11 protein-coding genes and 1 pseudogene are annotated in these 11788 nt (G+C 71.0%); 5 read left to right on the plus strand and 7 right to left on the minus strand.

Annotated features, from left to right (window positions below; genetic code table 11):
• Nucleotides 1–49: 49 nt before the first annotated feature.
• Nucleotides 50–817 (plus strand): SDR family NAD(P)-dependent oxidoreductase, encoded by a 768-nt coding sequence (locus ACIBVN_RS54440; RefSeq protein WP_397149738.1) that lies wholly within the window; start codon nucleotides 50–52, stop codon nucleotides 815–817.
• Nucleotides 818–871: 54 nt separating this feature from the next.
• On the opposite strand, the gene ACIBVN_RS54445 is transcribed toward ACIBVN_RS54440, so the two are convergent.
• The 4 genes from ACIBVN_RS54445 to ACIBVN_RS54460 form a co-directional block, all read right to left on the minus strand.
• Complete coding sequence (locus tag ACIBVN_RS54445; protein WP_397149740.1) at nucleotides 872–1273, minus strand: hypothetical protein; 402 nt, start codon at nucleotides 1271–1273, stop codon at nucleotides 872–874.
• A 79-nt stretch (nucleotides 1274–1352) separates the two neighbouring features.
• Nucleotides 1353–1997, minus strand: a complete 645-nt coding sequence (locus ACIBVN_RS54450; protein ID WP_397149741.1) for a response regulator — start codon at nucleotides 1995–1997, stop codon at nucleotides 1353–1355.
• Nucleotides 1988–3073: a sensor histidine kinase gene (locus tag ACIBVN_RS54455; protein WP_397149743.1), complete on the minus strand. Its 1086-nt coding sequence runs from the start codon at nucleotides 3071–3073 to the stop codon at nucleotides 1988–1990. Before ACIBVN_RS54455 ends, ACIBVN_RS54450 begins: the two co-directional genes overlap by 10 nt.
• Nucleotides 3057–3674, minus strand: a complete 618-nt coding sequence (locus ACIBVN_RS54460) for a DedA family protein (RefSeq protein ID WP_397149746.1) — start codon at nucleotides 3672–3674, stop codon at nucleotides 3057–3059. The genes ACIBVN_RS54455 and ACIBVN_RS54460 overlap by 17 nt, the downstream gene beginning before the upstream one ends.
• Nucleotides 3675–3784: 110 nt before the next feature.
• On the opposite strand from ACIBVN_RS54460, the gene ACIBVN_RS54465 reads away from it, so the two are divergent.
• Complete coding sequence (locus tag ACIBVN_RS54465; protein ID WP_397149758.1) at nucleotides 3785–6580, plus strand: DEAD/DEAH box helicase; 2796 nt, start codon at nucleotides 3785–3787, stop codon at nucleotides 6578–6580.
• Nucleotides 6577–7716, plus strand: coding sequence for an SWIM zinc finger family protein (locus ACIBVN_RS54470; RefSeq protein WP_397149748.1), 1140 nt, complete (start codon nucleotides 6577–6579; stop codon nucleotides 7714–7716). The genes ACIBVN_RS54465 and ACIBVN_RS54470 overlap by 4 nt, the downstream gene beginning before the upstream one ends.
• Before the next feature lie 6 nt (nucleotides 7717–7722).
• Here the strand turns inward: ACIBVN_RS54470 and ACIBVN_RS54475 are convergent, their stop codons facing one another.
• Together ACIBVN_RS54475 and ACIBVN_RS54480 are read right to left on the minus strand one after the other, a co-directional pair.
• Complete coding sequence (locus tag ACIBVN_RS54475; protein WP_397149750.1) at nucleotides 7723–8361, minus strand: NAD(P)-dependent oxidoreductase; 639 nt, start codon at nucleotides 8359–8361, stop codon at nucleotides 7723–7725.
• Between the two features lie 315 nt (nucleotides 8362–8676).
• The gene (locus tag ACIBVN_RS54480; RefSeq protein ID WP_397149752.1) at nucleotides 8677–9105 is read right to left on the minus strand and encodes a hypothetical protein; all 429 of its coding nucleotides are present in this window, start codon (nucleotides 9103–9105) and stop codon (nucleotides 8677–8679) included.
• A gap of 239 nt (nucleotides 9106–9344) precedes the next feature.
• Here ACIBVN_RS54480 and ACIBVN_RS54485 point away from each other — a divergent pair, with 239 nt between their 5' ends.
• Nucleotides 9345–11327 (plus strand): hypothetical protein, encoded by a 1983-nt coding sequence (locus ACIBVN_RS54485; RefSeq protein ID WP_397149754.1) that lies wholly within the window; start codon nucleotides 9345–9347, stop codon nucleotides 11325–11327.
• Here ACIBVN_RS54485 and ACIBVN_RS54490 read toward each other — a convergent pair.
• Nucleotides 11232–11651, minus strand: coding sequence for a carboxymuconolactone decarboxylase family protein (locus ACIBVN_RS54490; protein WP_397149760.1), 420 nt, complete (start codon nucleotides 11649–11651; stop codon nucleotides 11232–11234). The genes ACIBVN_RS54485 and ACIBVN_RS54490 overlap by 96 nt on opposite strands.
• Between ACIBVN_RS54490 and ACIBVN_RS54495 the strand changes: the two are divergent.
• A pseudogene (locus tag ACIBVN_RS54495) lies at nucleotides 11569–11788 on the plus strand (hypothetical protein); the annotation flags it as partial. The gene ACIBVN_RS54490 and the pseudogene ACIBVN_RS54495 sit on opposite strands and share 83 nt — an antisense overlap.

Genomic DNA, 11788 nt, shown 5'->3' on the forward strand with positions numbered 1-11788 from the left:
TGATCAGCATCCGAATGAGAAACTCACATCCGCCAGGAGGGGACACGATATGAATCCCACCTACGACTTCACCGGCCAGGTCGCCTTCGTCACCGGAGCCGGCTCCGGGATGGGACTGGCCACCGCCCGCGCCTTCGCTGAGTCCGGGGCCGCCGTCGCCCTCACCGACATCAACGAAACCGCCCTGAACTCCGCCGCGAAGGACCTCGCCGACGCGGGCCACCACGTGCTCGCCCTCACGTGCGACGTCAGCGACGAGGACCAGGTCGCCGCCGCCGTCGACCGCACCGTCGAGACTTTCGGCCGCCTCGACATGGCCTACAACAACGCGGGCATCCAGATCCCGCCCAGCGACGCCGCCGACGAACCCGCCGACAGGTTCGACCGCGTCAACGCCGTCAACCTGCGCGGTGTCTGGGCCAGCATGAAGCACGAACTGCGGCACATGCGCACACAAGGCAGCGGAGCCATCGTCAACTGCTCCTCCCTCGGCGGCCTCGTCGGCCTCCCCGGCCGTGCCTCCTACCACGCCACCAAACACGGCGTCATCGGCCTGACCACCAGCGCCGCCCTCGAATACGCCCCGCGCGGCATCCGCATCAACGCCGTCTGCCCCGGCACCATCGACACCCCCATGGTCAGCGACATGATCGCCAAGGGAGAGCTCGACCGCGCCGAGGCCGAAGCCAACCAGCCCATCAACCGGCTCGGGACCGCAGAGGAGATCGCCCAAGCCGTCCTGTGGCTGTGCAGCCCGGGAGCCGGCTTCGTCATCGGCGTCGCCCTTCCCGTCGATGGCGGCTACGTCGCCCGCTGATCAGCCGCCCACCCGGCATGTCCTGCGGCATCCCCGTCAACCAGCCAGGCGCGCCTATCCCTGCTTGCCGCCGGTGAAGGGGGCCTCGCCGTCCTTTAGCGCGCGAAAGCGCAGCGCCGACCACACCTCGTCCACCGCCACCTGCCCGTTGGGACGCAGCCCGTACTCGCCCACGATCGGCCACAGCGTGTCCCGGTTGATGTCCGCCTTGTTGCCCTTGGGGTAGGCGACCCACACGACCGGCGGCGCGGTGACCTGGTCGCGGTGCCGGTCCAGGAGCTGCCGGGCCGAGGCCGCGTCGGCGGCGAAGACGAGCGCCACGTCCGCCTCCTCGAGGTCCTCGACGTGACGCGCGCCCTCGGGCAGCGGCCCGACGAGCGGCAGGTGGGCGGCGTCGGAGATCCACACCTTGGACTCCGGCTTGATGAGCAGCTTGGCCGCGACGGTCTTGCTCATGACGGGTTCAGCTCCCTTCGTCGGTGGAATGCCCCAACCATTCCACCGACAAATAAGATTGTCAAGACGACTTCGATTGTCAGGACTTCAGGAAGTGCAGCACGGCCAGCACGCGTCGGCTGTAACCGGTCGTGTGCGACAGGCGCAGCTTGTCGAACAGGGAGTTCACGTGCTTCTCCACCGCGCTCTGCGACACGTGCAGCGCCTGGGCGATCGAGGCGTTGGTCAGCCCCTGCGCCATCAGCTCCAGCACCTCCCGCTCCCGCGCCGTCAGCCGCGCCAGGGGGTCCACCTGCGTGGTGCGGGCCAGCAACTGGCGCACCACCTCCGGATCGAACGCCGCCCCGCCGGCGCCCACCCGCTCCAGCGCGTCCAGGAAGTCGCCCACCTGCGCCACCCGGTCCTTCAACAGGTAGCCGACGCCTTCGACGTCCGCGCTCATCAGCTCGGTGGCGTACCTCTTCTCCACGTACTGCGAGAGCACCAGCACCTTGACCTCGCTCCAGCGCCGCCTGATCTCCAGCGCCGCCCGCAGGCCCTCGTCGGTGTGGGTCGGCGGCATGCGTACGTCCACCACCACGATGTCCGGCCGGTGCTCGGCCACCGCCGCCACCAGCGCGTCGCCGTCGCTGACCGCGGCCGGCACCTCGTGGCCCTCCTCCAGCAGCAGCCGTACCAGGCCCTCGCGCAGCAACGTGGAGTCCTCGGCCAGGATCACCCGCACGGCAGCACCGCCGTGATCGTCGTCGGCCCGCCCGCCGGGCTGCGCACCTCGAACGAGCCGTCCAGCGCCGCCACCCGCCTGGCCAGCCCGGACAGGCCGCCGCCCGACGCCTGCGCGCCGCCCGCACCGTCGTCTCGCACCCGTACGACCACCGCGGTGTCCTCCTCGTGCACCTCGACCGTGATGAGCGTGGCGCCGGCGTGCTTGGCGGCGTTGGTAACGGCCTCGCACACCACGAAGTACGCCGCCGTCTCCACCGCCATGGGCGGCCGACGCCGCAGGTCGCAGGCTACCCGCACCGGAACACTCGAGCGCTCGGCCACCCCCGCCAGGGCCTCGCCCAGGCCGAGGGAGTCCAGGCCGCTCGGGTAGACCCGCCAGGCCACCTCGCGCAGCTCGGCCAGCGCGTGCTGGGCCTCCTGGTGCGCTTGCCCCAGCAGCTCGGAACGGCCCCGCCGGGCGCGCCCGATCAGCATCGACAGCGCCACCAGGCGCTGCTGCAGCCCGTCGTGCAGGTCACGCTCGATGCGGCGGCGCTCGGAGTCGACCGCGGCCACGATCCCGGCCCGGCTCTCGGCCAGCTCGGCGATCCTGCGCTCCAGCGCCTGCGTCGGGTCAGGACCCAGCATCCGCAGCGCCAGCCGCCGCTCCAGCGCGTGCACCCCCACCACGCCCGACAGGGCCAGGAACAGCAGCACGACCCCGGCCACCCCGAAGTAGGCGACCAGCGGGACCGACGGCCGCATCCCGTCGAACGGCTCGCCGCGCCCCCACGCCGCGAGGACGAGGACCACCACGCCGGCCCCGAACACGAGCAACGTGATCACCAGCCCGCCCAGCACGCCCACCGGGACGCGGGCGGCCAGGTAACGCACCGGGCTGCCCTCCTGCAGGGCGTCGGGGTCCAGGCGCAGGCGGCGCGCCTCGAGGCGGGCCAGCCGCCGGGCCGCCGCGCCGACGTTCGGATTGCTCAGGAACGGCAGCGCCAGCAGCAGGAACACCAGCTCGGCCGGCGCGGTGAGGCCGCCCAGCGTCACCGCGCCCAGCAGCCGCAGCCCCTCAGCGGCGAGTCGCATGCCTGCCCTTACGCCGCTCGGCCAGCCGCACGCCGACGAACACCAGGACCGCCAGCACCACCACCGCGATCACCACCTTGGAGCCGATGCCCACATAGGTCTCCACCACCGACCAGTTGTCGCCCAGCAGGTAGCCGGCCATCACGAAGATCGTGTTCCAGATGAGGCTGCCGGCGCCCGTCAGCAGCGTGAACGTCACCAGCGGCATCCGCTCCACGCCCGCCGGGATCGAGATGAGGCTGCGGAAGAGGGGGATCATCCGGCCGAAGAACACCGTCTTGCGGCCGTGCTTGAGGAACCACGCCTCGGTCTTCTCGATGTCGGACGGCTTGACCAGGGGGAGCTTGGCGGCGATGGCCAGCGTGCGCTCGCGGCCCAGCAGCGCCCCCACCCAGTACAGCGCCAGCGCCCCGACGACCGAGCCGAGCGTCGTGCACACCAGCACGTCCAGCAGGTCCATCTGGCCCCTGCCTGCGGTGAAGCCCGACAGGGGCAGGATCACCTCGCTGGGGATGGGCGGGAACAGATTTTCCAGCGCGATCGCAAGCCCCGCACCAGGCGCTCCAAGGCTCTCCATTAATCCAACCAGCCAATCAGTCATGGACTCAAGGCTATGGATCACGGGATATGCCGGGAATGAGGCAGGCTTCTGATCGGAAGGTGTGGGAAACCCCACCCCGTCGTACCGTACTCTGTACGGCCGTGAGCTCGATGACGGATCTCGTACGGCACTCCGCAGTCTTCCAACCCGGCGACCCACCCAGGTCCGGGCACATGGTCTTCCTCGACCCGGACGGGCCGTCCGCGGTGAGGGTGGCCGAGCCGCACGGGGGCACCAGGCAGGTCGCGGCCAGGCTCGTCCCGGTGGGCGAGGCGGTGGCGGCGCTGGCCAGGGCGCGCGTGGACCCGCAGGCCCACCCGGCGGCCCGCTTCTGGGGCGCGGTCGCGCTGGTGGCACTCCAGCTCGTCACCCGGGGCCGCATCCTGCCGGGGGTGACGGCGGGCGATCACGACTCCTGGCGCGCCGGCCCGCTGGACGCCGCCGACGCCCAGCGCATCCGCGAACTGGCCGCCGCCATGCCCGCCTCCGCCCGCGCCCTCCCCCTCGACGGGCCACCCGGTCCTGCCGCCGCCGCGCACGGCCACGCGGGACCGGTGGCACAGGCCGCCCGCGTGGCTGAGACGGGCAGCCGCGCCGGGGCCGGGCAGCCGGGTGAGGTGTGGCTGCCCGAGGCGGAGCCGCTCGTGCGGGCGTTCCTCGACGCGGTCGCCGACGCCATGCCCCGCTCCCCCGGCGCCGTGCGCGCCACCGGACTGACCGCCTACGCCGCCGCCAAGCCCGTCAAGGTGCCGCACCTGCGCCCCTGGGCCGAGGAGGTGGCGGCCGGGCTCGACTCCGGCGTACGGCTGTCGCTGCGGCTGGAGGCCGACGACCTGGCGGCCGCCGAGTTCCGCGCCGTCCTCCAGTTGCACAGCCTGGCCGACCCCGCACTCGTCGTGGACGCCGCCGACCTGTGGCGCGGCCACGACCAGGGCTTCGGCCCCCGTGCCAGGATCGAGACCACCCTGGCCGTGCGCCGCGCCGCCCGTACCTGGCCCCGCCTGGAGCGCCTGCTCGACAGCGCCGTGCCCGACGAGCTCACGCTCACCGACGGCGACGTCGAAGACCTGCTGGCCGGAGCCGCCGAGCGCCTGGCCGCCGCCGGGGTCGAGGTGCACTGGCCCAAGGCCCTGGTGCGCGGCCTGAGCGCCCGCGCCGTCATCGGCGAACGCGACAGCAAGCCGTCCGATCTGCCGTCGTTCCTCGGCGGACACCACCTGACCAGCTTCGACTGGCAGCTCGCCCTCGGCGGCCGGCGCCTGACCGCCGCGGAGATGGACCGCCTGGCCGAGGCGCACCGCCCCGTCGTACGGCTGCGCGACCAGTGGGTCCTCATCGACCCCGACCTGGCCCGCAAGGCCCGCCAGCGCGATCTCAAGCCCCTGACCGGCATCGAGGCCCTCGGGGCCGCCCTGACCGGCACGGTCGAGGTCGACGGCGAGCAGGTCGCCGTCGAGCCCACCGCCTGGCTGCGCGAGCTGCGTGAACGCCTGTCCGAGCCCGCCGACGCCGACCCGCCCGATGGGCTGGCCGCCACGTTGCGCGACTACCAGCTGGCCGGGCTGCGCTGGCTGGCCCGGGTCACCTCGCTCGGCCTGGGCGGCTGCCTGGCCGACGACATGGGCCTGGGCAAGACGATCACGCTCATCGCCCTGCATCTGCACCGCTCAGGCACCGGCCCCACGCTCGTGGTGTGCCCGGCCTCGCTGCTGGGCAACTGGGAGCGGGAGATCGCCAGGTTCGCGCCCGGCGTGCCCGTGCGCCGCTTCCACGGCTCGAGCCGCGCGCTGGCCGAGGAGGGGTTCGTGCTGACCACATACGGCACCATGCGCATGGACGCGGCCCGCCTGGCCGCGCACCCGTGGGGCCTGCTGGTGGCCGACGAGGCCCAGCACGTCAAGAACCCCACCTCCGGCACCGCCAAGGCGCTGCGGGAGATCCCCGCCGCCGCCCGCGTCGCGCTGACCGGCACCCCCGTGGAGAACAACCTGTCGGAGCTGTGGGCCATCCTCGACTGGACCACGCCCGGTCTGCTGGGGCCGCTGGCCAGGTTCAGGGCGCGCTGGGCCAAACCCGTCGAATCCGGCGACAGCGAGGCGGCCGAACGCCTGTCACGGCTGGTCGGGCCGTTCCTGCTGCGCCGCCGCAAGAGCGACCCCGGCATCGCGCCCGAGCTGCCGCCCAAGACCGAGACCGACCGTCCCGTCGCGCTCACCACCGAGCAGGCCGGTCTGTACGAGGCCGTCGTACGCGAGATCATGGCCCAGATCGCCGACGCCCGCGGCATGGCCAGGCGCGGCCTCATCGTCAAGCTCCTGACCGGGCTCAAGCAGATCTGCAACCACCCCGCCCAGTACCTGCACGAGAGCGAGCCGCGCCTGACGGGCCGCTCGGGCAAGCTGGAGCTGCTGGACGAGCTCGTCGACACCATCGTCGCCGAGGACGGCGCGGTGCTGGTCTTCACCCAGTACGTCACCATGGCCCGTCTCCTGGAACGGCACCTGACCTCCAGGGGCGTGAGCACCCAGCTCCTGCACGGCGGCACCCCGGTCGCCCGCCGCGAGGAGATGGTCGCGCGCTTCCAGGACGGCCGGGCACCGGTGTTCCTGCTGTCGCTCAAGGCCGCCGGCACGGGCCTGAACCTCACCCGCGCCGACCACGTCATCCACTACGACCGCTGGTGGAACCCGGCCGTCGAGGACCAGGCCACCGACCGCGCCTACCGCATCGGCCAGACCCGGCCGGTCCAGGTGCACCGCCTGATCACCGAGGGCACGATCGAGGACCGCATCGCCGAGATGCTCGCCGCCAAACGAGCGCTCGCCGAGGCCGTGCTCGCCTCAGGAGAGGCCGCCCTCACCGAGCTGACCGACGCCGAACTCGCCGCTCTCGTGGAGCTGAGATGACCGCCGCACGTGGATTCCCCGCCTTCCCCCCGCAGCGCGCCGGGGCCCGCTTCGCCACCTCCTGGTGGGGGCGCGCCTGGCTCAAGGCCATGGAGGACACCTCGCTCGACCACGTCCTGCTGCGCAAGGGCCGCGCGTACGCCAAGACCGGCCAGATCGGGCCCATCACCGTAAGCCCCGGACGCATCGCCGCCGTCACCGAGAGCGAGTACGACACCGTCGTACGCGTCGAGCAGCTCACCGACGCCGCCTGGGAACGCTTCCTCGACCAGGTCGCCGCCAAGAGCGGCCACATCGCCGCCCTGCTCGACCGGGACATGCCGCACGACCTGGTCGAAGCGGCCGAGGACGCCGCCGTGCCGCTGCTGCCCGCCGTCGGCGACCTGGAGCCGGAGTGCTCCTGCCCCGACTGGGGTCACCCCTGCAAGCACGCCGCCGCGCTGTGCTACCAGGCGTCGTGGCTGCTGGACGCGGACCCGTTCGTGCTGCTGCTGATGCGCGGGCGCGGCGAGCGGGAGCTGGTCGAGGCGCTGCAGCGCCGCGGCACTTCCGGCGACGAGACACCGGCCGCGCAGGAGACCGGCGGCGTGGCGGCGGCCGAGGCGTTCGCGGCAGGCGTGCCACCGCTGCCCGAGCCCCCGCCGCTCGAGGTCGCCTTCGCCCCGCCCGTCCTGGAGGCGCCCGCGGACCGGACGCCGGGCGTGGACGTGGCCGCCCTGCGGGTGCTGGCCGCCTCGGCCGCCTCCCGGGCACGCGAGCTGCTGCTGCACGGGCGTCTGCCGGAGCTCACCGAGTACCAGGACCGGGTACGCCTGGCCGCCGACCACGACCTCGACCTCGGACTCGAGGCGGCCGTGCAGGCATGGAGGTACGGCGGCACGCACGGCCTGGACGTGCTCGAGCGCCCCTGGACGCCGCCCCGCCCGGACCTGGCCAGAGCGCAGACCCGGCTGGAGGCCGGATGGGAGGGCGAGCGCCCGCCGCAGGTGGAGGCGTGGCGCAACCGCTGGACCCTCGGCCCCCTGCAACTGCGCTACGGCCGGGACGGCCGCTGGTACCCCTTCACCCTGCGCGACGGCGCGTGGTGGCCCGCCGGCCCGCCCGAGCGCGACCCTTCGGCGCTCGTCACCGGATAGACCGGGCTAGGACGCCACCGAGACGACGTGGCGGATCGAGGTGTCGTCGCCGATCAGGCCGAGCATGCAGTGGGCCAGGTCGGCGCGGGTGGTGCTCATGCCGCCCCTGATGTTGAGGTCGCGGGCCGTGCGGTAGCGGGCGCTGCGTCCGCCGTCGGTCAGGCGCGAGGGCCGGACGATCGTCCAGTCCAGGTCGCTGGCGCGCAGCAGCCGCTCGGCCTCGGCCAGGTCGGCGTAGTTGTGGCGGAATATGCGCTGCACGATGAGCGGCTTGAGTACGTACCGCGTGAACGGGCCGTCGCCCGCGTCGGCGGCCAGGCCGCTGGCGCTGACCAGGAGCAGCCGCCGGGTCCCCGCCTGGGTCACGGCCTTGGTGATGGCGGCGGTGCTGTCGAACAGCACAGTGGTGGGGCCGCGGTGGCGCGCGCCCATCGCCGTCAGCACCGCGTCGCGGCCCTTGACCGCCGAGACGATGGCATCGGGGTTCATCACGTCGGCCTCGGCGACATCCAGGTGGCCGCGCAGCTCGGCGGGCAGCCTGGACGCGTCCCGCACGACGGCGGTGACCTCGTGGCCGAGGTCGAGTGCTTGGCGCAGGAGCTGCTGTCCCGTGCCACCGGTCGCTCCGAAGATCGCGAGTCTCATCGGTGTCGCCCTCCTCGGTTCGTGAGTACTCACTCACCATAACGCGCCGGACCTCGGCCCGTGCAGGCGGGTGACGCTCACCTCTGACCTGCGGCAATACGCGGCGGGCACATCGCGCCCGCCGTAAAGATCTTCTTCCTCCTGCCCAAACGTGGCGCGGCATGCGTGAAGCAGCGCCGTACGCTCAGGACTGAGCCGGGCACCCCAGTACGGTGAGTCTCGGGGTGCTCGGCGCCTGCTCACGAGGAGACCGGCGCCGGCGAGGCCGAGGGGTCGCGGCCGGCACCGGCGTGAAAGCGAGCAGTCCTATCTATCTCACCCGATAGGTATCGATGTGCAGACGTTTCCCGACTTCTGCGTGAAACTGCCATCGCTGTTGCGCTGAAAGAATCGGAGACAGATCAGTTCGCCTTGCGCGAAGTTCCGGCCAACGTTAATGAAGCGGACCGGATCCGACGTAGTAATGTCGGTCTTCTTCCAGTTGTTCCGGGCGAACACCTCGAAGAACCCGGTCTTCCCGAGGAGCCCGCCACCCCTCTGCGCTTCGACGAAATCGACGTAGGCGCCGTTTCCCCACGTGAGATTGCATAGATCGCCGTCGCCGCTGCAGGCCCGTTCGTACACGTTGGCCGACGAAGCGCTTGTGGCTGCCGACGATGCTCCTGCAGGCACAACTGCCATGGCGATCAACAATGCGCACAGGATGCCCACACGGGCGGCTGACCTGGCGGTTGTCGACTTCATGTCTCCCTTTCCCCTGCATTGCAGCTCTACTGGGCGTTCATAGTCACTCGTCCTGCGCAAACTATTCCGCCACGCGGCGAGCAGAAATGGCAACACGCCGCCGTGAGACCTCGCAACTGAACTCAATACCAGGCTTCGCGCTGCAACGCCAGGGGATGCTCAAGCCATGGCGGCTGCGAAGCCGGTGGTGACCTCCGAGCATCTCCTAACCGACGCGTGCGATCTTCCGGGAGACCCCTGTGATCATCGATGATCTTTCCGAGACGGAACGCGTCCTCTGGGAGGCGTTTCCCGCAGCACATCCTGTAGCGCTTCCCGGCGCTCCCGTCCGGGCTGCGATCATCGCAAAGCTGCTGCTCGGCGCCCGCGAATGCCTTCCCGGGCAGACGCCCGGCCTGCATCTGACCGGAGCCCGGATCGCCGGCCGGCTGGACCTGTCCTACGCCGAGGTACAACACCCGCTGATCATGACTGAGTGTGATTTCGAGGAAGCGCCCGTCTTCACCGGCGCCCGCACCGGCCTGATCGACCTCGCGGCTTCCCGGTTGCCCGGACTACAGGCTGCAGATGCTGTGATCGGTGGGGGTCTGCGTCTGGAAGGGTGCCGGATGGACGGCCCGATTCAGCTCGGTGGAGCGCACGTGTCCGGGACGCTGGATCTCAGCGATACGGAGAGCCACGAAGATCTGGCCGTCCATGCCGACGGCCTGACCGTCAACCGGGATCTTCTGTGTGCGAACGCCGTCATCGACGGTGAGATACGCCTCGCGGGCGCCAGGATCGGCGGGACGATGATGCTCGACGGCGCGCGGGTCGGGCGGTCAGGCGGCTACAGCCTCTCCGCCGAAGGGATCGTCATCGACGGCGGGTTGTTGTGTCGTCACGGCTTCCTTTCGCACGGCGGGCTGAGCGTGCAGGATGCCAGGGTGGGACGCCGATGCGTGTTCAGCGGAGCTCGGCTGTCGAACCCCGACGGCATTGCCCTGAACGCGGAGAGGCTCACTGTCGAGGGTGGTCTGCTCATCGATGAGGGCTTCGCCGCCGAAGGCGAAGTCCTTTTGCGCGGAGCCCACGTGGCTGGTGCACTTTCATTCAGTCACGCGACTTTGGTCAATCCGGGAGGACGCGCGCTGAACGCGCCGCTGATGGAACTCGGCAGCGGACTGCGAGCCACACCGGGCTTCGTGGCGACCGGGGAGGTCTTCCTGGACTCGACGCAGGTCCGCGGATCGGTCAACGTCGACGGCGGAAGGCTCTCCAACCCGGGTGCAACAGCGCTTTCACTGCGGCGGCTGGGGGTCACCGGCAGGCTCAGCTGTAGCGAGGGCTTCAGCGCCGATGGCGAGATCGTGCTCATCAACGCCAAGATCGAGGGCAGCTTGGAGTTCCACGGCGCCGCCCTCAACAATCCCGGGGGGCGCGCGCTGACCCTGTGGGAAGTGATCGCGGGCAGTGGCATCGACTGCTGCGAAGGCTTCACGGCTACGGGAGCCGTCTCGATCAGAAATTCCCGGATCGCCGCCACACTGTGCTTTGCCGAGGCCACAATCGACGGTGACCTTCACCTACGTGGCGTCGAAGCGGCTTCGCTGAAGATCGGGCCACAGACCCTCCTGCTCCGCACCGTCGACCTTCGCCACACCCGAGTCGGCGTGCTCGATGACGTTCCTGGCCGGTGGCCCGCTCAACTCCTGATGAATGGCTTCACCTACGACAGTCTCGAGGCCCCTCTGCCTGTCCAGGAGCGTCTTGACTGGCTGGCCAAGGAGGCCTACCAGCCGCAACCATACGAGCAGTTGGCCGCCGTCTACCGCAGGAATGGTCACGATGAGGCCGCTCGGGACGTGCTGCTGGCCAAACAGCGTCGCCGCCGGACGGGGCAACGGCTCGGGACGCGGCTTTGGGGTTACCTGCAGGACTGGACCGTTGGGTACGGTTACCGCCCATTCCGTGCCGCGCTCTGGCTCGCCGCCCTACTCCTCATAGGCACGATCGCTTTCACCATCCACCAGCCACCGGCCTTCAAGCCAGGCGAGGCACCCCCCTTCAACGCCTTCCTCTACACCCTGGACTTGCTCCTCCCCATCATCGGCTTCGGGCAGGAGACCGCCTTCGGCCCGCGTGGCTTACAACAGTGGCTCGCCGCCACGATGATCGCTGTGGGGTGGATCCTTGCAACGACCATCCTGGCAGGCCTCACCCGCGCGCTCTCCCGCCAATAACCCCGACCATCGGCTCCCGAGGCGGTGCACTGGACGTTCGAACTGGTGGCGAAGGACGGCCCGGTCACGCGGATTTGGGTCCGCTGTTCGCCGCGCTGGAGCAGGACGGGCGCTGCGCGGTGGCCCTTCGACGCCCCGCTCCGTCAGTACGTCGTTGGTGGCGTGCAGGAAGTCGAAGACCTTCGCCATGCCCACGTACGGCACCGCCTGATAGACGATCTCCTTCGACTCGACCGGGGTGATGCCTGCCGTCAGGGCCGCCCCCAGCATGACCCGGTACTCGCTCACCGCCTGGCAGGCGATCATGGCGGCGAGCTGGACCATGAGCCTGGTCCGGGCGTCGAGGTTCCCATGGCGCAGGACTTCACAGGGCCACGACGTGCGCACCGCGGTGGCCGGGCGGGCGGTGCGCCGGGCCCCCGCCCAGATCGCCGCGCAGCTGCGGCTGCGTCCCGGCGACA

The organism is Nonomuraea sp. NPDC049400 (assembly GCF_044466425.1).
Lineage (GTDB): Bacteria > Actinomycetota > Actinomycetes > Streptosporangiales > Streptosporangiaceae > Nonomuraea.

Bases quoted from the DNA above. Each gene is read 5' to 3' on its own strand.
- ACIBVN_RS54440 (WP_397149738.1), top strand. From the start codon at position 50: ATGAATCCCACCTACGACTTCACCGGCCAGGTCGCCTTCGTCACCGGA.
- ACIBVN_RS54445 (WP_397149740.1), bottom strand. From the start codon at position 1,273: ATGAGCAAGACCGTCGCGGCCAAGCTGCTCATCAAGCCGGAGTCCAAG.
- ACIBVN_RS54455 (WP_397149743.1), bottom strand. From the start codon at position 3,073: ATGCGACTCGCCGCTGAGGGGCTGCGGCTGCTGGGCGCGGTGACGCTG.
- ACIBVN_RS54460 (WP_397149746.1), bottom strand. From the start codon at position 3,674: ATGACTGATTGGCTGGTTGGATTAATGGAGAGCCTTGGAGCGCCTGGT.
- ACIBVN_RS54465 (WP_397149758.1), top strand. From the start codon at position 3,785: ATGACGGATCTCGTACGGCACTCCGCAGTCTTCCAACCCGGCGACCCA.
- ACIBVN_RS54470 (WP_397149748.1), top strand. From the start codon at position 6,577: ATGACCGCCGCACGTGGATTCCCCGCCTTCCCCCCGCAGCGCGCCGGG.
- ACIBVN_RS54475 (WP_397149750.1), bottom strand. From the start codon at position 8,361: ATGAGACTCGCGATCTTCGGAGCGACCGGTGGCACGGGACAGCAGCTC.
- ACIBVN_RS54480 (WP_397149752.1), bottom strand. From the start codon at position 9,105: ATGAAGTCGACAACCGCCAGGTCAGCCGCCCGTGTGGGCATCCTGTGC.
- ACIBVN_RS54490 (WP_397149760.1), bottom strand. From the start codon at position 11,651: ATGGTCCAGCTCGCCGCCATGATCGCCTGCCAGGCGGTGAGCGAGTAC.